Origin of the sequence: Secundilactobacillus silagincola, assembly GCF_002583405.1 — a bacterium.
Lineage (GTDB): Bacteria > Bacillota > Bacilli > Lactobacillales > Lactobacillaceae > Secundilactobacillus > Secundilactobacillus silagincola.
This window is the reverse complement of record NZ_BCMJ01000002.1, coordinates 160,482-182,787: the sequence shown is the minus strand read 5'-3', so window position 1 is coordinate 182,787 and position 22,306 is coordinate 160,482. Positions and strand designations below refer to the sequence as shown.

Annotated in this window: 20 protein-coding genes; 4 read left to right on the top strand and 16 right to left on the bottom strand. The window is 43.2% G+C overall.

Features of this window, described 5'->3' with window-relative positions; translation table 11 throughout:
* Positions 1-6 precede the first annotated feature (6 nt).
* From citG to CES82_RS02670, 7 genes are read right to left on the bottom strand one after another with little or no spacing between them, the layout of a single operon-like run.
* The gene (gene citG, locus CES82_RS02700) at positions 7-855 is read right to left on the bottom strand and encodes a triphosphoribosyl-dephospho-CoA synthase CitG (RefSeq protein WP_098823790.1); all 849 of its coding nucleotides are present in this window, start codon (positions 853-855) and stop codon (positions 7-9) included.
* A gap of 2 nt (positions 856-857) precedes the next feature.
* Positions 858-1,412, bottom strand: coding sequence for a citrate lyase holo-[acyl-carrier protein] synthase (gene citX, locus CES82_RS02695; RefSeq protein ID WP_098823789.1), 555 nt, complete (start codon positions 1,410-1,412; stop codon positions 858-860).
* Between the two features lie 36 nt (positions 1,413-1,448).
* The gene (gene citF, locus CES82_RS02690) at positions 1,449-2,987 is read right to left on the bottom strand and encodes a citrate lyase subunit alpha (protein WP_098823788.1); all 1,539 of its coding nucleotides are present in this window, start codon (positions 2,985-2,987) and stop codon (positions 1,449-1,451) included.
* Positions 2,977-3,891: a citrate (pro-3S)-lyase subunit beta gene (gene citE / locus CES82_RS02685; protein WP_098823787.1), complete on the bottom strand. Its 915-nt coding sequence runs from the start codon at positions 3,889-3,891 to the stop codon at positions 2,977-2,979. The genes citF and citE overlap by 11 nt, the downstream gene beginning before the upstream one ends.
* Before the next feature lies 1 nt (position 3,892).
* Positions 3,893-4,186: a citrate lyase acyl carrier protein gene (citD, locus tag CES82_RS02680; protein WP_098823786.1), complete on the bottom strand. Its 294-nt coding sequence runs from the start codon at positions 4,184-4,186 to the stop codon at positions 3,893-3,895.
* A complete protein-coding gene (gene citC, locus CES82_RS02675; RefSeq protein WP_098823785.1) occupies positions 4,176-5,240 on the bottom strand; it encodes a [citrate (pro-3S)-lyase] ligase in 1,065 nt (354 codons plus the stop codon). The genes citD and citC overlap by 11 nt, the downstream gene beginning before the upstream one ends.
* 1 nt (position 5,241) lies before the next feature.
* Positions 5,242-6,432: an NAD(P)-dependent malic enzyme gene (locus CES82_RS02670; RefSeq protein WP_180245637.1), complete on the bottom strand. Its 1,191-nt coding sequence runs from the start codon at positions 6,430-6,432 to the stop codon at positions 5,242-5,244.
* 290 nt (positions 6,433-6,722) lie between these two features.
* On the opposite strand from CES82_RS02670, the gene CES82_RS02665 reads away from it, so the two are divergent.
* On the top strand, positions 6,723-7,673 hold the full coding sequence (locus tag CES82_RS02665) for a sugar-binding transcriptional regulator (protein ID WP_098823783.1): 951 nt from the start codon (positions 6,723-6,725) through the stop codon (positions 7,671-7,673).
* Between the two features lie 101 nt (positions 7,674-7,774).
* On the opposite strand, the gene CES82_RS02660 is transcribed toward CES82_RS02665, so the two are convergent.
* From CES82_RS02660 to CES82_RS02630, 7 genes are all read right to left on the bottom strand, one after another.
* Positions 7,775-8,566, bottom strand: a complete 792-nt coding sequence (locus CES82_RS02660) for an alpha/beta fold hydrolase (RefSeq protein WP_369689067.1) — start codon at positions 8,564-8,566, stop codon at positions 7,775-7,777.
* A 68-nt stretch (positions 8,567-8,634) separates the two neighbouring features.
* Positions 8,635-9,564, bottom strand: a complete 930-nt coding sequence (locus CES82_RS02655) for an L-lactate dehydrogenase (protein WP_098823781.1) — start codon at positions 9,562-9,564, stop codon at positions 8,635-8,637.
* Between the two features lie 320 nt (positions 9,565-9,884).
* Positions 9,885-10,880, bottom strand: a complete 996-nt coding sequence (locus tag CES82_RS02650; protein ID WP_098823780.1) for a LacI family DNA-binding transcriptional regulator — start codon at positions 10,878-10,880, stop codon at positions 9,885-9,887.
* Positions 10,881-10,907: 27 nt separating this feature from the next.
* Positions 10,908-12,371 (bottom strand): UDP-glucose--hexose-1-phosphate uridylyltransferase, encoded by a 1,464-nt coding sequence (locus tag CES82_RS02645; protein ID WP_098823779.1) that lies wholly within the window; start codon positions 12,369-12,371, stop codon positions 10,908-10,910.
* A gap of 1 nt (position 12,372) precedes the next feature.
* Positions 12,373-13,377: a UDP-glucose 4-epimerase GalE gene (gene galE / locus CES82_RS02640; protein WP_098823778.1), complete on the bottom strand. Its 1,005-nt coding sequence runs from the start codon at positions 13,375-13,377 to the stop codon at positions 12,373-12,375.
* Between the two features lie 89 nt (positions 13,378-13,466).
* Positions 13,467-14,639 (bottom strand): galactokinase, encoded by a 1,173-nt coding sequence (locus CES82_RS02635; RefSeq protein ID WP_098823777.1) that lies wholly within the window; start codon positions 14,637-14,639, stop codon positions 13,467-13,469.
* A 224-nt stretch (positions 14,640-14,863) separates the two neighbouring features.
* A complete protein-coding gene (locus tag CES82_RS02630) occupies positions 14,864-16,591 on the bottom strand; it encodes a phospho-sugar mutase (protein ID WP_098823776.1) in 1,728 nt (575 codons plus the stop codon).
* Positions 16,592-17,557: 966 nt separating this feature from the next.
* Here CES82_RS02630 and CES82_RS02620 point away from each other — a divergent pair.
* Positions 17,558-18,913, top strand: coding sequence for a DUF2252 domain-containing protein (locus tag CES82_RS02620; protein ID WP_098823774.1), 1,356 nt, complete (start codon positions 17,558-17,560; stop codon positions 18,911-18,913).
* Positions 18,914-19,056: 143 nt separating this feature from the next.
* Complete coding sequence (locus CES82_RS02615; RefSeq protein WP_098823773.1) at positions 19,057-20,166, top strand: lactate oxidase; 1,110 nt, start codon at positions 19,057-19,059, stop codon at positions 20,164-20,166.
* Positions 20,167-20,241: 75 nt separating this feature from the next.
* Here the strand turns inward: CES82_RS02615 and CES82_RS02610 are convergent, their stop codons facing one another.
* Together CES82_RS02610 and CES82_RS02605 are read right to left on the bottom strand one after the other, a co-directional pair.
* Complete coding sequence (locus CES82_RS02610) at positions 20,242-20,472, bottom strand: YbaN family protein (RefSeq protein ID WP_098823772.1); 231 nt, start codon at positions 20,470-20,472, stop codon at positions 20,242-20,244.
* A gap of 122 nt (positions 20,473-20,594) precedes the next feature.
* Entirely contained in the window at positions 20,595-21,155 is a 561-nt protein-coding gene (locus tag CES82_RS02605; RefSeq protein WP_098823771.1) for a TetR/AcrR family transcriptional regulator, read from the bottom strand.
* 92 nt (positions 21,156-21,247) lie between these two features.
* Here CES82_RS02605 and CES82_RS02600 point away from each other — a divergent pair, with 92 nt between their 5' ends.
* Complete coding sequence (locus tag CES82_RS02600) at positions 21,248-22,198, top strand: amidohydrolase family protein (RefSeq protein ID WP_225364823.1); 951 nt, start codon at positions 21,248-21,250, stop codon at positions 22,196-22,198.
* Positions 22,199-22,306 lie beyond the last annotated feature (108 nt).

Sequence of the window (22,306 nt, the reverse complement as noted above, 5' to 3'; positions counted from 1 at the left end):
TAAGCTCTAAATAACGCCCTCACGCAGCCCCATAAAAATCGTTAAGATCAGCAAATCCGCTGATCCACCCAAACTGAGGTTACGTGCGGTAAAAATCTCGTTTAATTCGTCAAGAAATGCCATTCCTTGGACTGTTCGACTGCCGCCTAAAGCGAAGTACCGTTCTGACTGTAAACGAGCCCAGGCAACGATATCGTTGGTTTTAGCGCGTTTTACTAGATTAGTATCTACGCTATTACCCACGATGGTCATCAAGGTATCAAGTAACCGCTGATTCTTAGTTCCCTGATGCTGACGTAAAGCTGGTAAAGCAATGTTCATCACCGTTGGAAAACCTGCTTCGGCTTCACCACGAATACCTTTAATGCCATAGGTTAAATACTCTTTTTCCCCAGCGGTTAATGTTTCAGGTGCCTTATCCGCTAACCCTTTAAAATCGTTGACGGTTAGATCCTTCAACATTAGCTGAACAATCTTCTGTATCGACAGGTCGCTATGGTTAGCATGGTAGGCATCTGCCGTCACCAAAATTCCCAGGGAAAAGATGGCACCCTTATGCGTATTAACACCCTTAGTCGCCTCAAACATATCTTTTTCGGCCTCAACACCAGCCGGACGAATCGCTAAGAACAACGCTCTGAGATCATCACCCTGAAACGTGGTACCCTGCTCAACGCAACGGCTGAAATACTGTCTCAGACTCATGGAACTATCAATAAAGGTGAAGACGTCCATGTCAGGATGAGGACCGCTAGACACTGGGTCGACTAAACCAGGCTTTGGATTGACGCTAACTTCGTATAGCAGTGCACGTAATGCATCGCCAACTAACGCGTCCTTTTCAGTTGCATCCATGTCTAATGTCCTCCCGCAGATGCGAATTCAGCAGTATAAATCTCACTGATTCGGGCTTGTAGTTCCGCTACCGAATGACGTCTGGAACGGGCGCAATCCTTCGCTTCTCGATTACAAATCAGACATTTACGTACTGGCAAATCAAAGTCAGAACGGGACAGTGCCCGCTCACGGCCAGCGTGAAGCACATCCACGTCAAATAGTCGTCCAAGGTGGTCGTGGTCTTCAAATTTAACGGCTAACTGTTTCACAGTTGCGGGGTCAAGTTCAACGGTCATGAATAGTTCATTACCCGTTGGCTTATCCCACTGCGTCACCGTTTGAAAGTGCCGAGTCTGCGCCTTTAACTGGTCGTAAAAACGTTGCATCCCAGCAGTAAACAGCTGCTTGATCTGCTGGTTGTTTTTAATTGGCCCAGGAATATTCAGTTTAATGGCGATCAGCGTTTCGTTTGGATAACGCGTCAGCAATTGCTGCTGCAGTGCCACCCGCGCATCGCGATTATCAAGCACATCAGTGATTTCTTGCGGCTGACCAGTTTGAAAAATGGCGGTCATCAACTCAGTCCTTTCAGGGAATAACGATTCTCTAATTTAGTCTTTAACTTCTTTAATGGTATCGATGATTGAGCCGTCACGGTATTCAATCATGGCAACGGTCCGATCAGTGAATTCAAGTGGCTTTGGTTTGCCTACTTTTTGTTCAGCCAGCTTTTGGAGGTCTTCAATCTTGTAAACTGGCACACCAGGTAAATTACCAAGTGCTTCTTGAAGGTCCTTCCGCTTAGGGTTAATGGCAATCCCGTATTCGGTTACCAGAACGTCAACTGAGTCACCTGGAGTAACAACAGTGGTTACATCTGGCACAACGGTTGCGATACGGCCACGAACTAGTGGGGCAGAGATGATGGTCAACTTAGCCGTTGCAGCATCTTGGTGACCACCAATAGCGCCACGAATGACACCGTCAGAACCTGACATAACGTTCACATTGAACTTAGTGTCAATTTCCAAGGCACTTAAGATCACAACGTCTAATTGATCAACCATGGCGCCTTTGTTATCAGGATCAGCGTACCATGACGCATCGATTTCTTGTTGGTTGGCGCTGGTATGCATTGATTCAGCAGCACCTTTGTCAAAGTCTTGAACATCCATGACTTTGTCGACTAAGCCTTCTTTTAACAAATCAGTCGTTGGCTTTGTAATCCCACCTAATGCGAAGGAAGCTTTAATCTTATTATCAATCATAGCCTGACGCAGGTAACGGGTAACAGCTAAGGCCGCACCACCTGAACCAGTTTGGAATGAGAAGCCATCCTTGAAGTAAGGTGAGTTCACAATAACATCGTTAACCGTTGATGCAATCTTCAGTTCTTTAGGGTCTTTAGTGAAACGAGTGGCGCCTGAACCAATCTTGTCAGGATCCCCTACCTTATCAACTTTAACCACGTAGTCCACTTGAGTCTGCTTGATTGAAGCTGGCGTGTTTGGATAACTAACGATGTTGTCAGTCAGTAAAACAACCTTGTCAGCATATTGGGCATCCATTAAGGCATAACCCAATGAACCAAAGACAGCGTCACCTTCCATACCATTGGCATTACCAAGCGCATCTGCGTTAGGCACACCCAAGAATGCAACATCGATCTTAATGTCGCCGTGTTCGATTGCACGGGCACGGTTACCATGTGAACGGAAGATAACTGGGCTCTTTAAACCACCATGTGAGACAAAATCGCCCAATGAACCACGCATCCCAGAACTAGTAATGTGCGTAATGGTACCAGCCTTAATAGCTTCGATCACTAAATCATTCATGACGCCAGTCAAAGACGATGGCGCCAAGGTTAAGTCCTTGTAGCCAGCATCGATGATTTCGCGCATCACCATATTAAACACAAAATCACCGTTTCGGAAGTGGTGATGGAACGAAATCGTCATACCATCTTTTAAGGTATCTTTGATTACTTGCTTGATTGAGGTAACTACCTTGTCGTCACCGGTTGAAACGTGAACTTTAGGGGCAACCCGCTGAATCTCGGGATGACCAATTTCAGTGGATTCAAATGGTTGGTAGTTTAAGTCTTTCATGACATCTTCTGGTAAGTCGCGATTAACACTATTTTTCAATGTAATTACCCTCCTCATCAACTAGGTTGGACGCTTTTGCGAGCCGCATGACACGTTGTGCACGTAAAACAACTGGACGGTCAACCATTTGACCGTTCATTGAAATCACACCTGAACCCTTAAGGCGGGCCTCTTCAATGGCGTTGATCACGTTCTTAGCGTTCAATACTTCTTTTTCAGTTGGTTCGTAGACCTTGTTAACCATTTCAATTTGACGAGGGTTAACCAGTGACTTGCCGTCGAAACCGAGCTGGTGAATGTATTCCGTTTCACGGTAGAAACCTTCAGTGTCGTCCATGTTGGTAAAGACGGTATCAAAGGCTGCCACACCGGCTGCACGAGCAGCGTGAAGCACCATGTTACGGGCAAATTCGAGTTCAGCACCATCTGGGTAACGGTGAGTCTTCATATCCGTGGTGTAATCTTCGGCTGATAAAGCGATCCCAATCATCCGATCAGAAGCTGCAGCGATTTGAGGTGCGTTTAAAACACCCTTAGCACTTTCAATAGCAGCCATGAGATGAGTTGAACCCTCTTCTCTGCCAAATTCTTTTTCAGCAGCTAAGATATCAGTCTCAAGTTGTTTGACCATGTCAGCTGATTCAGCTTTTGGCAAACGAATCACATCGATGCCGGCCTTAACCATGGCTTTAACATCATTGGCATAGAATTCAGTGTCTTGGCCGTTGACCCGGACAACCAATTCAGCATTACCGTAGTCTTGCGTTTGGAGTGCTTCGTAAACTAAAACACGAGCAGCGTCTTTTTCTGACAGTGAAACGGAATCTTCCAGGTCAAACATGATGGAGTCGGCACCATAGATACCGGCATCCTTCACCATTGCTGGGTTATTACCAGGAACAAACATCATCGTTCGACGTAAACGTTCTTCATTTTCAGCCATTTTAGAGTACCTCCCATGCTGGTTGATCAGTGGTCTGGCTAGCACGTTGGGCTGCCGCAATCGTCCGGGCTTTAATGACACAATCAAGCGCACCCTTATCCACTGCTTTAACCTTTGCGGCTGTAATGTCTAAATCGTTTAACGTCTTGGTAATCACCTGACGAATTTGGTCGCCGAACTGTTTTTCAACGTCGGACTGCAAATCAATCTGAATCCCGTCGGTAGCTTTAGAGATCATAATCTGAATATCTGATGATTCCAAAGTACCAGCAACGGCTGTTTCTTTAATTTCCATCAATGTTCATTCCTTCCTGAATCCGTTTTTGTAGGGTTGTTAAATGATTTTGGATGAATTGAGCAGTCGTTTCCGGCACAAAAGCCGTTAAACTGCTGGTCTCACCCTTTTTGATGAACTGTCTAACTTGTGTTGCAGTGATCACTTGATGATCACTTGTTAGTGTCTGATCACGATCAATCACCTTCACCTCAACTGCAGGCGGCAATTCTCGTGTCAGCACATCGTTATAAATACTGGTGGTACGCGATAATGGTTCGGACCCAACGTAGCGTGTCGTAATATTCAACGCTGGGGCAATGACATTACGGAAGATGCGTGCATCCAAGGTTGTCTGATACGTCACAGCCTGATCAGGTGATGCCAAGAAATAAGCTGGGAACGTCGCGTAACTGACCATGTAGTCGCCACCGTTAACTACGATGACGTTATCAAGGTCGACTGTGCCGTCCTTTACTAACTGGAACCGTTCCTCAGTCGTAAACAACGAAGCATCCGTATTCACGACGAAAACATACACCAAGTCGTTTTGACTAGCCGCCTGCTCAACTAAATAACGGTGCCCACGAGTAAACGGATTAGCGTTCATGACGATGCCAGCAACTTGTTTATCACTTTGATCATCGACCCGGGGAATATCGGTCAAGAAGTCATTCACATCCGGACTACCGGTTTCTAAAAACGCGGCTTCATCTGAATGTGCCAGTTCACTAAAGCCAATATGTTGGAAACTGTCACTATAATTCAGTTTCGTAAACACAAATAGATGATAGATATGGTTCGCAAATTGGCGATTAACTAACTCGGAAACAATCGCGTTGAACCGGGAACCAGTAGTCACACCCTTATTGCAGACGCCAATGTACTTCAGCACATTACCGGCAACGGAACCCGTTGCTACCAAGTCATCACCGCTGTAAATACCAATCGTATAGTCGATTTGGTCAACCTCATTGGCAGAGAAATTGGTAATCTTCAGACTCGTTAAAAAATCTTCCCAATCCCTTTTCACTTTAGGGTTGCTAAGATACAGATCGACAATTTGATTGTCCATGTCAGACCTCCGTCATCAATTCTTTCTTTTGGTCATCGGCATAATCTACAACCGCTTGGCTGACTGTTTCAACCACCTGGGTATTGAACACACCTGGAACCACTTCCTCAGCCGTTGGTGTTTCAACAACACTCGCTAAAGCCTTGGCAACAACTAATTGTAGCTTGGCGTCAACGTGCTTTATCCCACTGGCCAGCAAACCTTTAAATAAGCCTGGGAAGGACAAAATATTGTTGACCTGGTTAGGATGTTGGCTTGAACCGGTCGCAATGACCTTAGCACCAGCTTGAGCAGCAACTTCTGGTTCAATTTCGGGAATCGGGTTTGCTAACGCAAAGACGATTGGGTCAGCAGCCATCCGCTGAACATCATCACCGGATAACAGATGCTGATCAGAAAGGCCGATGAAGGCATCCTGACCATCCATCACGTCGCTCAATTTAAGTCCCTTTTGAGCATCACTAGCCTCAATTTGAGCCGCAAAATCACGTTGGTACTGATTATATCTCATATCATTTGCGGTAACCACACCATAAATATCAACTAAAGTCAGTTGTTTGATTCCTGCTGCGTAAAGTAATTTAGCGGTGGCTAAGCCGGAAGCGCCGACGCCATTAATCACCACGCGCAAATCTGACAATTGCTTACCTACGACTTTAGCGGCGTTAATTAAGCCTGCTAAAACAACGATTGCAGTCCCTTCTTGATCATCGTGATAAACTGGGATGTTTAACGATTGACTTAGTGCTTCCTCAATTTCAAAACACTTCGGTGCCGCAATGTCTTCCAAATGAATGCCCGCAAACGACTGCGACATATTTTGAATCGTCTTAACGATTTCGTCAGTTGACACTTGGTTAACCGCAATTGGAATAGCGTTAATGCCAGCCAAGTCCTTATATAGCAAAGCTTTACCTTCAATCACGGGTAAACCGCCAGCTGGACCAATATTGCCGAGACCTAAAACGGCGGAACCATCCGTAATCAAAGCGACCAACTTACCGCTAACCGTATACTTATTTTTAAGTTCCGGATGTTTGGCAATCAACTTAGAGAGCACCGCTACTCCGGGAGTATACGCCTTGCCCAAATCGGTCTTATTATGTACACCTAGATCAGATTGAATGTCCAATACACCTGTGTGACTCTCATGCACTTTTAAAATCTCACTATTATCTGTCAATCGCACCATTCCTTTCAAACAATCACTTGTGATTTAATTATTAAGTTCTTCTACTCTTATAGTTTACTCCGCCTTTTTAACTTTTTCAAATATAAATCATATTTTTTACATTTTTAAAATAAGAATTTTTGTTCTGATAAAAGTGTTTAAAAATACGAACATTTTTGTTCTAACATGATATGATGGTAGGGAAGTTAATTAATGAAACTAGATTCACATCTAATTGATAAACACTTACGAAAACTTGTATGATGGTTCTGCCACCGATACGGCTACTGAAACTTTTAGGAGGAAACTTTTTGGACAACATGAAATTCCGCGAGCAATTGGCTAACATTGCACGCGATTATTACCTATCTAAACTGACTATTTCGCAAATCTCAAAAAAATATAACCTTAGCCGTTATTTAATTACAAAAGATTTAGATGATGCTTTGAACAACGGCCTCGTTAAAATCACCATTAACGCACCCATTGACCGCAATATGGAAATGGAGGCTCGGTTTAAAAAGCAGTTTGGCCTGCAAAATGCCTTTATTCTCAAAGACGCTGATAATACTAATGAAGACTATGAAAACGTGGTGGAGTTCGCGGCCGAAGAAATTCAGGATATGCTTCACCGCAGTTCAGTGATCGGTGTTGGTTGGGGCGGTACGGTTGCTAACGTGATTAACCACTTCCAGTCCGAGATTTTAGATGATCTCGTCTTCACGCAGTTTATGGGCGACAATTTAAAATACAACTCTACCCTTGGTGCCACCCCGCTAGTTCAAAAAGCAGCGACTAAATTCGGTGCCAGCTTTAGAACCATTCCGGCACCCCTTTATATCATTAATGATGCCACTCGTACTGCTTTACAGCAGGAGCCAGCATTAGTCTCAGCGTTCACTACCATGGCTAAGATGGACCTGCTATTCGCTGGGGTTGGTACTCTGGCATCGGTCGATTCCATTCCTCTATGGCAAAATCATCGTGACGAAATTCTGGGTGAAATCGAACCAGACGACGTTGCTGGCATGCTGTATGGTCGGCCATACGATATTAATGGCCATATTTTAAACAGAGGACACGATAAACTGTTTGGTGCTTCCTTAGATGCTATTCTCACTGTTCCTCATCGTATCGCCATCGTGAAAAGTAAGTTCAAGGGACGTGCTCTACTTGGTGCTTTACGTGGTGGCCTACTGACGGACTTTGTAACCAATGAATCCGTTGCTAACAGAGTTTTACTCGAGATGGGTAGATCGTAAATTCAATAAATAACCATGTATAAAATAAGTGGTATCCCGAAAGCACTGGGATACCGCTTATTTTATACATGGTTATTGAGTTGTGAAACTAACAGATTATTTCAAATTTTCTTCAAAAAGGCTGACAGTGCTTTATTAAATAACGCCGGCTGCTCCGTCATCACAATATGACCAGCATTATTAATCACTTGCGATTGCCCTCGTGGTGCCAGTGCAGCAGCCACTGACGCAAACTTCGGATTAAAATAGGGTGATTTTGCCCCAGCAACGATCAGCAACGGTATCTGCAATCCTAGTAAAACATCCCGCCAATCTTGAAAGGCATGATCCACTAAAAATGCGTTATTTTGTTCCACATCATAGGGGTGTGCCTGTCTGGCAGCCCGGACATTGGTTCGAACTTCATCCGATACACGTGTGGCTGTCGCAGGACCAAACGGCAACTTTAACATTTCTGGGAAATTTTCCCATGTAAGGTTTTTGAACCCGTATTGCCACGTGTCATCACTGATCATTTTGGGGCTCTGATCAACATCGATAAACGCACTGAATTGGTGACTGCCAAATAACGAAGCGTACGCAAACAATGTGCTGGCTCCCATGGAATTACCAATTCCAATTACATCATTTAAATCCAAGTGTGCCAGTAACTCTTTGATATCGATAGCGTGACGGGACATCCGCCGACCCTTAAACGTTCGTTGGGAGGCGCCTTGATTTCTCGCGTCTAAATTAATTACTCGGTAACCTGCATCAACTAAAAATCGTTTTGTTGGCAGCCAAATTTCACGGTAACTCCCAATACCGCTCAGCAATAAAACCGCTGGGCCATCACCTTCGTCAGTATAGCTAAGCCGTACATGATCACTCGTTGTAAATTCCAATTTTTTCACCTCAAACAAAAACGAGTTGCCAGCAATTGCTACCCAACTCGTTCGATTAATCTTATTCTATCACTTATTTATTCAGCAGCGAGTAAGACTTCGTTCATCTTACGTGCTGATTCTTGCATCTTTTCGGTTTCTTCATCCGTCAGACTGACTTCGATGACCTGACGAATACCGCCACCATTAATTACAGCTGGTGTGCCGATGTAGCCATCTTCCAGACCATATTGACCGTTAACTGGTGCTGAGATTGGCATTACCAAGTTCTCATCCAATAGGATTGCCCGGCAAATCTTCATCAAGCTGACTGCAACACCGTAGAACGTTGCGCCTTTACGGCTAATGATAGCGCCGCCCTTTTTCTTAACGTCCTCTTCAATCTGAGCTAAACGGTCACGATCAATGTTTGGCAGGCTTAAGAGTGGCTGACCGTTCACCGTTGCTTCATTATAAGCAGCAAATGAACTGTCACCATGCTCACCTAACACGTAGGCATCAACATCGCTGGTGCTAACATCCAGTTCTTTGCCAAGTGCAACCTGCAACCGTGCGCTGTCCAAAGAAGTCCCAGTCCCAATGACACGGTTCTTAGGGAAACCTGAAATGTGCTGAGTTAAAGCCGTTAAAATATCAACTGGGTTAGCCGAAACAACGAACACGCCGTTGAAGCCACTTTCCACAACTGGAGTCACGATTGATTCTAAAATCTTAGTATTCTTATTAACCAGGTCTAAGCGAGTTTCGCCTGGTTTACGAGGAACGCCTGCGGTCAAAACAACGATGTCAGCATCCGCGGCATCTGAATATTCGCCGGTTCTGATCCGAGCTGGCATCATCATCGGTGTCAGGTCTTCCAAATCAAGGCTATCACCTTCAGCGTGTTCTTTTTGAAGGTCAACGATCACCAGTTCATCGATCCCACAGTTTTGTAGAAGTGAAAATGCAAAAGATGAACCCACGGCGCCATCACCAACTAATAATACTTTTCGGTGTTTTTTTATCATAATGATAGTCTCCTTTCAGTTGATCCTGATATCTAACAACTGTTCTCGTTTAAATTTGTTTGTTCTTTATGTCACATTCATTATACTTCATTTCAAGAAAAATTGTTTACTTTTTTAAAAAAATCACGTTATTTTTTAAATTTGTCAAATGTATATTATTCGAATCGTAATAATAAGCGCTTTTATTGAGATAATTAATTTAACACGGGGTGGAAATGTTTACAATAACTTTCACGAATTCGCTCTTAAGTGGACAAAAAAATCTAGCTCAGCTCATCGCCTTGCTAGATTTTTGGTTTCTTGTGTGATTTAATTTCTGTTTACCGAGTACTCTTACGAATAATCAGCTTGGTGCCAACAACCACTTTTAGCGGTACTTCTCGGCTATTCTCCAGCCGACTCTTCATTAATTCAACTGCGCTGATCCCCATCTGATCCGTAGCCACGTGTACCGCACTTAACTCTGGGTAAACGTACTTGGCAACTGAAGTGTCATTGAAGCTGAACAAACTAACGCGTTCAGGAACATTGATATTATCTTCACCCAATGCCTTTAAGGCACCGATTGCCATAGGGTCATTGCTAACGAAGAAGGCGTGCGGTAAATCATCACCTAAATCCCGTACAGCCTGCTTCATCAAATCATAACCAGCTTGATTAGTGTAGTTACCTTCAAAGGCAAACTGAGGATTAAATAACTTGCGTTCAGTCATGATCGACTTGAAGGCCTTAAAGCGTGGGTCAGGAATCTTAAGTTGTCCATCCGTCGTGTATTCAGAACCATAGATGATGCCGATATCCTGACTTTTTGGCAACAGATAGTCAATCACTTTGAGAACGGCTGGCTTAAACTCGGTCACAATACTATCAAAGCCACGATCCATTTCACTCCAGTCAACGAAGACTAAATTATCGCTGATTGCACTGAGTTCATCGACCTGTGCTTCACTGTATTTACCGACCGCAATAATGCCATCGACATCCTTGCTGATTTCAGAAACCTGATTCTGAAAAACTGGAATCGTTTGGATATGCAGTTCCTGACTGCGTTTTTCAATTTCCATTCGAATCGTCATGTAGTAAAGGTCATCCAGCTCTTTATTAATGGAGTACCACTGAACAACTGCGATTTTATAGGTATCAGCTACCTGCGAGACTCGCTTAGTCTTGGTATAGTTCAGCTCTTCCGCAATTTCAAAAATGCGTTGCCGAGTATCATCACTGACGGATAACGTCGTATCATAATTGAGTACTCGAGAAACAGTGGACAGGGAAACACCTGCTTTTTGAGCGATGTCTTTTAAAGTCACTTTCATAGATGCTTCCCCCTTTCGTATAATAAACTACTTAATTTGTGCAATGAAACGGTCAAAAGCAGCTTGGCCTTTGTCGTCCCACTTGAAAACACCTGCATCTTGCAGAACCCGAGCGAAGACTTCACCGATTGACTGGTCAATAATGCCGTCAGCATTGTCAGCAGTAAACTTATGGTCTGCTTTCAATTGATCAGCCCATGCCTTGTGATAGTCCTTCATCTCGTTTGAGTCGCCTAATACATAGTGTTTAACTTCTTGCATTTCCGTCTTAAGCCGTGCTGGTAAAATAGCGCGCCCCATAACTTCAATCAAACCAATGTTTTCCTTTTTAATATGCTGAACATCCTGATGCGGATGGAAAATACCATCTGGGTACTTATCAGAAGTCTGATTGTCCCGCAAAACAATATCTAAAACAAACTTAGAGCCACGCCGGTAAGCAATTGGTGTTACCGTGTGGTGACGTTCACCATCCGTATAGGAACGAACGTCGACTGATTCGTCGTCATAATGCTGCCAGCTGTTAGCGATGGCTGTTGCTGCATTGATCAACGATTCAGGTGTTTCACCTGACAGTCGAATCGTAGACATTGGCCAATTAACAATACCAGCATCAACATCATCAAAACCGGCTAACTTAATTTTACGGTCTAGCGGTGCCTTCATCATTGGGAAGTCGTGACGACCGCCTTGATAATGGTCTTGTGCCAGCATCGAGCCACCAACGATTGGTAAATCAGCGTTACTACCTACAAAGTAGTGTGGGAATAACCGGACAATTTCCAGTAAATTACCAAAAGTATGCTGGTTAATGACCATTGGTCGGTGTTCTTGCAGCAAGAAAATGGCGTGTTCACTAAAGTAAGCGTATGGCGAATACTGGAAGCCCCATGGTTCACCGCCAAGAGTTAACCGAATAACCCGGTGATTCGTCCGTGCTGGGTAGCCCAAACGGCCACGGTAGCCTTCGTTTTCAATGGCTAACTGACTTAATGGATACGTGTTACTCTTCTGATTACGAGCAGCAGCAATCGCCTTGGGATCCTTTTCAGGCTTTGACAGGTTAATGGTAATTTCAAGGTCACCATAATCCGTTGGTGCATCAAAAACGATGTTCTTAGCAATCGATCTCGTCTTAATGTAGTCGTTTTTACGACTCAAGTTATAGAAGAAGTTCGTTGCATCTTCGGGTGACTTTTGGTATTCATTCCAGAATTCTTGGTTCACTTTAGCTGGTGTTGGTGTCAGCAAATCAGTGAGTTCAGCTTCTAGAATATCGCGGTCAGATTGACCATCTTCAATTTTACCGTTCTTAACTGCAGTTGCCAACAAGGCATCAACGACATCCAATAAATCATCGCTTTTAGCTTCAACGGCATCGTCATCACCGACTAGTCCAAGAACGCGGTTTGTCACGTAAATGCGGTCTAGTGGTTGATAGGTTCCGCTAGCAAGAATGGCATCAACAAATTGATCAACAGTTTTTGACATTTTAGGCTTCACCTCGGTCGTTGTAGCCCTTTGGATGCGTCTGTTTCCAGTTCCAAGCGGTCTTAATAATTTCCTTAACGTCATCGTATTGTGGCTTCCAGCCTAAGACTTTACGAGCCTTGTCACTAGCAGCAATCAAGGTGCTAGGATCACCCGCACGTCTTGGTGCATCTTCAGCAGGAATTGGCTGACCAGTTGCTTCACGGGCAGCTTCCAAAATTTCTTTGTTTGAGAAACCAGTTGATGACCCAAGGTTAAAGGCATCACTGTCATTGCCGGCTTTCAGGTATTCCAAAGCCAGGATATGTGCATCCGCTAAGTCCACAACATGAACGTAGTCACGCACGTTAGTCCCGTCCTTAGTAGGATAGTCAGTACCAAAAATCTTCAAACCAGTACGTTCACCCGCAGCAACCTGCAAAATAATTGGAATCAAGTGGGTTTCTGGATGGTGATCTTCACCGATTGAGCCATCAGCTTTAGCACCCGCAACGTTGAAGTAACGTAAAGCCACAAACTTAATACCGTATGCCACATCAGACCAGTGAATAATCTTTTCCATGGCTAACTTACTTTCACCATATGGGTTCGTAGGAATCTGAGGATCAGTTTCCTTAATTGGAATCTGCTTAGGTTCACCATAGGTTGCAGCTGTTGAACTGAAGATGATGCGCTTAATATCATGGTCCTTCATTGCCTTAAGTAAGGTAATCATGCCACCAGTATTGTTATCAAAGTACTTCAATGGATTACTCATTGATTCCGGCACGATTGAAAAGGCCGCAAAGTGAATAATGCCTTCTACATCAGTTTCTTTGTTAAAAACTTCATCCAAAAAGGCGCGGTCGCGAATATCACCTTGGTAAAAACGTGCTTTAGGATTAACCGCAGCCCGGTGACCTGTGATCAAACTATCAATCACCGCAACGTCGTACCCTTTTTCAACTAATCGATCAACTGTGTGTGAACCAATATAGCCCGCACCACCTAATACAACAACTGTCATAAACGATTACCTCCATACTTTCTCTTTAACCTAATTCCGATATAAAAGCGCTCTGCAAGTAACATTGCTTTGCGCTTTTTTAAACTCTATTAAGCTTTGATTTCCTTAGGACCATCACCAATGCTTGCAACGTAGAAGCTGGCTTCATAACCAATTTCTTTCTTGTAAACATCACCGACATTCTTAATGAAGTCATCAACGTTAGCCTTGTTAACAATGGCGATTGCGCAGCCACCGAAGCCGGCACCAGTCATACGAGCACCCAAGACCCCTGGTTGCTTCCATGCGGTTTCAGCTAAAGTATCCAATTCTTTACCCGTAACTTCGTAGTCATAATGTAAGGAAACGTGTGACGCATTAACTAACTTACCGAATTCTTCAAGTTGACCGTTGCTCAAGGCTTTCTTAGCACGTAATGTCCGTTGGTTTTCAATGACCGCGTGACGCGCACGTTTGATTAATGTGTCATCGTTAACTAGGTAAGCGTCCTTATCGAATTCTTCTTGTGACAAGTCACCCAACGTCTTAACATCCACGCCACCCTTTTGTAGAAGTGCGACAGCCTTTTCACATTCCGACCGACGCTCGTTGTACTTAGAGTCCGTCAGTTCACGCCGCTTGTTGGTGTTCATGATAACAATCACGTTGTCACCTAATTCAACGGGAACATATTCATACTTCATGGTATTTGCATCAAGCAAAACAGCCTGATTCTTTTTACCCATACCGATGGCAAATTGATCAAGAATCCCAGTATTAAGCCCTAAGTAATCATTTTCAACTGCTTGGCCGTTCTTGATCAACGTCATTTGATCGACACCCCAGTTAAATTCTTGGTTCAAAATGTTACCAATCAAGAGTTCAATGGATGCTGATGATGAAAGGCCTGAAGCGTCTGGCAAATCACCGTGAACGAAGAGGTCAAACCCATGATCCACCGTCTTGCCCTGCTTAGCCATTTCGTACATCACACCACGTGGGAACTTAGCCCAGCTATCGTTTTTGTCAAAATCTAATTTATCAATCGGGAAAGTCAAAATACCTGCGTCTGGAAGGTTAGCAGAATAAAGTCGAACTTGGTCGTCTTTACGAGCTGCGTAAACACCATATGTGCCCATGGTAATTGCGCAAGGGAAAACGTGACCGCCATTGTAATCAGTATGTTCACCGATCAGGTTAATTCGGCCTGGTGAAAAGTAAACGCGTTCACCTTCGTAGCCAAAAGCTTTGTTGAATTCTTCTTTTAAGCTTTGATAATCCATAATTATGCCTCCACAGATTTTACTAAATTTTTACTACCTCTAAAATAACCTAAAATTTAGTTCTTGTCAACGAAAAATGAAATCGTTTTCTTTAGCTTCAGATCAATCTTTATGAGTGTTCAAGCCTGATCAATGTCAGCTGTTTACCACGTTGACGCGCTCCGTGCAGATAAAAACGATCCGATTTTACCAACACCATTTTGATAAAATCAGATCGTTTTTTACTAATCCTTAACCCACTGAGTTAAAGCATTTTCAAAATCAGTTAACTTTTGAGTAGCCTCTTCGTCAGTTTTACCATTAGTCCCAATGTAAAACTTGATCTTTGGTTCAGTCCCTGAAGGCCGAACAGCAATCCAAGTACCATCTGCTAACCAATACTTCAAAACGTTGGAAACTGGCAAATCCAATTTTTCAGTGCTGCCATCTTGGTGGGTTGCCACTTGCGTTTGATAATCATCAGTAGTCTCAACCTTAACACCAGCAAATTCCGTTGGTTTGCTGTCACGCAAGGACTTCATAATAGCGGCCATCTTGTCGGCACCATCAACGCCATCGAACTCCTTGGCAGTGGTCTTTTCCTTGAAGTAGCCATAAGTCTTGTAAAGTTGTTGAATGCCATCGTAAAGGGTCAATCCCTGCTGTTTGTAATCAGCAGCGACTTCGGCCAATAGAATGGTTGATTGAATCGCATCTTTATCACGAACAAACGGGTTGATCAGGTAGCCGAAACTTTCTTCAAACCCAAACAGGAAGGTGTGATCATGATTCTGTTCAGCCAGCTTGATCTGTTCAGCAATGTACTTGAATCCAGTCAGCACGTTGACCATCTTAACGCCGTAGTGATCAGCAATCTTGGTTGCTAATTCGGTGGAGACAATGGACTTAACGACCATGCCGTCAGCTGGTAACTTTCCTGCGTCCTGCTTAGCCTTCAAAATATAGTTCAGCAAAACAGAGGCGATTTGATTCCCAGTCATTAGTTGATACTCACCGTTTGGCATCCGAACAGCGGCACCCAAACGGTCGGCGTCAGGGTCAGTAGCAACCAACAAGTCAGCGCCTTGCTTTTTACCTAATTCAATCGCCATGTTAAAGGCTTCTGGAAATTCAGGATTTGGATGAGTGACCGTTGGAAATTCAGGATCAGCAATGGCTTGTTCTTTGACCATCGTAAAGTGGTCGTAACCAGCGTCCTTCAATGCCCGGTAACCGATGATGTGACCGGTCCCATGCAATGGCGTGTAAATCAAGGTCATGTCTTTACCAACTTCATCAATCAGTTTAGGGTTAACCGAAACGGCTTTAACACCGGCTAAATAATCTTCATCAACATCTTCACCAATGATATGAACGAGATTTTGCTTCCTGAGCGTTGTTTCCTTCACAGTTTTAACGGTGAACATGTTATCGATACCGTTAACGTATTCAGTGATCTGATCAGCAGCCTTTGGTGGCATTTGACCACCATCGGGACCGTAGATCTTAAACCCGTTGTACTGTTTAGGGTTATGGCTAGCGGTAATCATAATACCGGCGTAGGTGTGCAAGTGACGAACCGCAAAAGAAAGTTCTGGTGTAGGCCGAATATCGTCGAAGACAAAACTTGGAATCCCGTGTGCACCAAGAACCTGTGCTGAATGGTGTGCAAATTCACGCGATTGATAACGCGAGTCAAAACTGATTGCCACACCGCGTTGCTTATCCTTATCGTCCAGGGTATCCATAAAGCGAGCCAATCCCTCAGCGGCGGCCCCAACGGTATAAAGGTTCATTTGTCCGATTCCGGGACCAATCAGCCCCCGCATACCCGCAGTTCCAAAGGCCATTGGTTTGGTAAAGGCGTTTTCTAGTGCCTCTTGGTCATCAGCCATATCTGCTAATTCTTGTGCTAATGCTGGATCTAAGTCTTGATAGTTCTTCCATACTTGATAATTATCTTGCCAAGTCATCGTATCGCCACTCCTCTTAAGTTTAAGTTGTGTTCTCAATAATGCTTCCGCTTTCAGTATAAGCCGAAAACCGGAAAAAGAGTAAAAATTTTACTAAATAATTTCATTTTCTGTATTCTCTGAATACCCTTACAATTTTACCATCTTTCAATTTCGCTTGCACCATGTCTTTCCGTGTACTAATTTCCTTTATTTAATGCAACTAATGGTTGCCAAACCAGAAGGTAAGCATTCCGATTCTCCCCAAAGTAGGTACTTACGAATAATCTAGTGATGTTAACAGCAACTCACTAATACGTATTAGTCATCAAGTCTTAGGGAGAGCTTTTCTTATGAAATCTTTTATTAAATATTTATCATTAGCTTTTGCTACTGCACTATTGAGTACGGTATTATTGAATCAGGTGTAAATGTACAGCAGACACATGCTGCTTACAACACCTGATAAAACTCAAACAGAGGCACAAAAACAATAAATTCAACCAAAAATTAGGAGTTAATCATGATTAATATGAAGTCAATAAAAGAAACGTTTGCCACACAGTTTACCCATAAATCGTATCGTATAATGCAAATAATAGTCGGGACTGCTCTAGTTTTAGCAATTGTGTTAAATTTCTTCAGAGCGACTCAAAATTTTGCGATTGGACTAATCTCGTTTTCTTATTTTATGTGTGTTGACTTACTTACTTTTCGCCTCTGCAAAACTAACCTAAATCTAATTCTATGTCTTATTTTAGGCACGCTACTTCCTATCCTTTTATTTTCCTCAATATTGATAGTATTAGCCTTTACTGCTGGTTATTAAATTAACGGCCAGTTAAACTTAATTTACAATTTTGTAACCCATTAAAATCAATTGATAACCCAACGTAAACTCAATGTAAACCTCTGTAAATAAGGCATTCCTTAAAGGTGTCACGTGTTAAACTAGAGATAGTAATTCTAATACTGAGGTGAAACGTAATGAGTGTTAAGCCGTTCGATTTTAGTCAGTTAGTTGTGCAGCAATCATTGAAAGACCAACAGAAACTTGGTAAGAAGCTCCGTTCAGCGTACCCATTTGAGACACTGGGCGAATATCTGCCAACTGATCGTGATCCCAACCAATTAATGGATCAGGTTCGCTCAATTCTGATTCCCGAGCTGCTACCAGAACGGACTCAGCGCATGAGCCAGTCTAGTTTCACCTTTTTTCGGGGGACCGCTGAATTAATGGAAGCTGACCTGACCCATCAGGATAATTCGCCCATTCACGCAGTTAGCTGCGGTGACGCACATATCGGTAACTTTGGTTTCTTTGGCTCACCAGAGCGACACCTCCTATTTGATTTAAACGATTTCGATGAAGCTGGCATCAATCCGTTTGAGTGGGACGTGAAACGCTTGGCGGTCAGCACCCTATTGGCAGGCCGTGAGCACCAATTCGGCGACGACAAATTAAAGAATTTGGTTAAGGAACTGGGCGAATCCTACCGTAAAAGTCTACAGAATATGTTCGAGAAAACCGCGCTGAATCGTTTCTATCCAGTAAACAGCGTGGAAAACATATTGAACACGATCCCCAGTAAAGAAATGCACACCAAAAAACTGATGAAATTCTTGTCCAAAGCAGGCAAACGTGATTCTGAACAGGTGGTTCGCAAGTTTACGATCACGGACAGCAAGGGTCGAATTTCATTTAAGGAGAACCCGCCGCGAACGCAGCATGTCAACGACCGGGTCACTAAACATATTACGAAATATCTCACCCAATACCGTCAAACCCTTCCCACTGATGTTGGTTTAATGCTGTCGCAGTATCACGTCACTGACATCGTCCGTCACAGTGTTGGCGTGGGCAGCTTTGGGTCATTATGTTATCTATTATTGCTGACGGGTACGGACGGCTCACACTTGGTCTTACAAATTAAAGAAGCCCTGCCCCATCGTCAACTGGCCGACGAGCTGGATGACGCAAATGCTCAGTACGAACAAAATGAAGGTAAGCGGATCGTTGATTGCCAAAAGATTCTTCAATCTGCATCCGACTCATTTCTGGGTTACTTTGCCACGGAAAAGAAGAGTTTTTACGTGCGGCAATTCCGTGATATGAAAGCCTCTATCGAACTATCTGAACTGGATTGGGATCAGTTTGAAGCCTATGCCAAAACCTGCGCTTGGGTACTGGGTATTGCTCATGCACAAAGTCCAACTGCTGGCGTGATTCTTGGTTATACCGGGCACTCAGATAAGTTTGATCAGGCAATCCAGACGTGGACGGCTGCTTACGTGCAGCAAGTTGATCAAGATTTTGAAGCCTTTAAACAGTATCGTTTATAAGACAAAACCGTTACCTGACAAGCTTCTAGTCGGGTAACGGTTTTTTAATTGATAAACAGCAAGTGGTTATTCTTGACTCACTTACAAAAAGTAAGTAAGCTGTAGTCAATCAAAAATAATTATCTTTGCTGGAGGCAAATATTATGGTTATGACTAATGGTTACGAACAAAACGAAAACGAAAAAACACTTGATATTTTAAACCTAACTCAACTAGAAGAAGATGCTAAAAAGATTATTCCTACCGGTGGCTTTGGCTACATCGTGAGTGGCTCAGAGGATGAATGGACATTAAATGCTAATCGTAAAGCATTCCAACACCGCCAAATCGTTCCTAAGGCGCTAAGCAACATTGAAAATCCACAGACTGATACCACGGTCTTCGGCTTAGATTTGAAGACACCAATCATGATGGCACCAGCTGCTGCACAAGGCTTGGCTCACGCTAAAGGTGAAGTTGATACCGCGAAGGGAGTTGCTAAAGCTGGTGGGTTAATGGCACAAAGTACCTATTCATCAACATCCATTGCGGATACTGCCGCTGGCGGCGACGGTGCTCCTCAATTCTTCCAGCTCTACATGAGTAAGGACTGGGACTTTAACAAGTCACTTTTAGATGAAGCTAAGCAAGCTGGCGTAAAAGCCATCATCCTCACCGTTGATGCCACTGTTGGTGGCTATCGTGAAGCTGATATTATTAATCATTTCCAATTTCCAATTCCAATGGCTAACTTAATCAAGTTCAGTGAAGGCGATGGCGAAGGTAAGGGCATTTCTGAAATTTATGCCTCTGCTGCTCAAAAGATTGGTCCAGATGACGTTAAGCGGATCATTGACTACACCGATTTACCAGTAATCGTTAAGGGAATTGAATCGCCTGAAGATGCGCTCTATGCGATCGGTGCAGGGGCAGCCGGTATTTACGTTTCTAACCACGGTGGCCGTCAATTGAATGGTGGCCCAGCTAGCTTTGACGTTCTTGAAAGCGTCACTAAAGCCGTCAACCATCAAGTACCAGTGATCTTTGATTCCGGTGTCCGTCGCGGTTCAGACGTCTTCAAGGCAATTGCTTTAGGTGCCGATTTAGTCGCCATTGGCCGTCCCGCAATTTACGGCTTAGCACTGGGTGGTGCTGATGGTGTTTACTCAGTCTTCGAGCATCTGAACAATGAGTTGAAGATCGTGATGCAATTGGCTGGCACTAAGACAATCGAAGATATTAAGCATGCTGAGTTGCTGCATATTCAGTATTAATTTAAGAATTCCAGGATTTAAAATTAAAGGGCTCAAACAGTAATCAATGCTGTTTGAGCCCTTTTCCGTTACGATTTAGTTTACCAACCATTTTGCTAAAGTTGGCTGATGTTCCTTTAACCATTCAGCCAGTCGTGTCCGACTTAGCCAGCGGTGAAATTTTGGCGATAGTTTTTTCAAGCTATAAATCATTAAGATCAAAAACGGAATGCCCGGGATGACTGGTAGCACAAAGCCGACAACTGAGCCAATGAGCCCCGTGACCATTAACGTTGACCATAGTAGTTTTGTAAAAATAAATTGCACGTTATCATCCCTCTTAATTTCGATTTTAAAGTAGTATATCTTCAAATCACGTAACTGGCAAGAGAAACACTGTGGGTTTATCAAATGTTAATCATTTCGTAACAGAGCCTTTTCACTTAATCCTAATTGCTAATCAGCATTTTTTCAATTTGACTTTGTAACAGTGCCACTGCTTGTTCTTCCGTACCATCGTATAAACCAATATCAATATACTCCGCAAAACCCAGAATCAAACTCATTAGCATTTGAACACGACCAGAAACATCAATCTGTTTACTGCTCTGCCGTTTTAAAATTACAGCTGGCAATTCACGTAATGCCATTAATTTTGCTTTAATTTCACGTTTGTCCGAAATGTCAGCCGACGTTGAAAGCAAACTGGTTAACGTTAATTTGTGGTTTGAATAAGTGAGCACGGCTTGAGCAAATTTGAGGATTGCCTGATTGCCACTAAAGCCAATCACCTGAGATTGCGTATACTGAATTAATTCATCTAAAAAGGTGAGGATTACTTGAACCTGCAATTCTTCAATATTAGCCACATATCGATACAAAGTTTGCGGCTGAACGTTGAGTGCACGAGCCAACCCTCGGTATGATAAGGCATTAAACCCTGACTCTTTCACAATTTCGGTGGCCTTAGCAACGACCACTTCAGTTGTTAAAGATGCTTTTCTAGCCATTCTAATCACTTCCTATTTTTTATCTCTTGATTAATTCACACCGTGAGTATATTATACACGGTGTGAATTAAATTTATCAGGAGGTCTTAATAATGTATCGTAAAATTGATTTCCATGCCCACTATCTTTCTCCAGGATACAAAAAATTTCTCAAGGAAAAGTTCAACGATCACGCTGACGACTGCCCAACTCCAGCATATAGTATCGACACAACGCTTTCAACTATGGAAAGACAACGTATTGATTACACAATTATTTCTGCTTCGGCACCACATTTCTCAGTAGCCTATGATGCTAATCAGACTGCCGAAATGACAGCAGAAGTCAATGATTATGGTGCAGAACAGCAGGAACATTACCCTGATAAAATCGGCTTTGCGGCCTCGCTGCCACTACCTTATGTTGAAGAAAGTTTAAGTGAGATTGACCGTGCGCTTTCAAAAAACACCGTAGCTTTCACGCTGCCCACTAACGCAAATGGGACATATCTTGGCAATCCTGATCTAGACCCAATTATGTCTAAACTAAACGAGCACCACGCTTTAGTACTGTTGCACCCCAATGAACCACATCCGGCAACTAAAAATATGTCGAGTAAAATCAACATTGCCGTTATGGGCTTTTTCTTTGACACAACCCGTGCCGTCGTTAACATGACGGTTAATGATATTTTCACTAAGTATCCAAACATTAAATTCATTATTCCTCATGCGGGCGCCCTACTTCCCGTTATTTCCGATAGAGTTGCGTTATCAAAGAAAATGAACTCAGAGCTAACCGATAGTCAAGTTGATGTGCCTGGAGTAATGGCTAACCAATACTTTGATGTTGCTGGTAAGGTTTTACCCTATCAATTGCCAACTTTACTGCAAATGGTTAACCCTAACCATTTGCTTTACGGTACTGATTCACCCTACACTCCTGCCCCATTGGTGGATCACTTAGCAAAAACACTTGCGGATACCGACGTTGTTTCTGAACCAATGAAACAAATGATCTTCTATGATAACGGCAAACAGTTGCTAGATAGTTTAAAGAGATAACCTAGATTATATGTACAAAAAGCAGTTGGATTAAATTTTGCAATGAAAAAACTTTAATCCAGCTGCTTTTAATTTAATTTTTCTGAAACGCGCTCACCGCGGCAGATA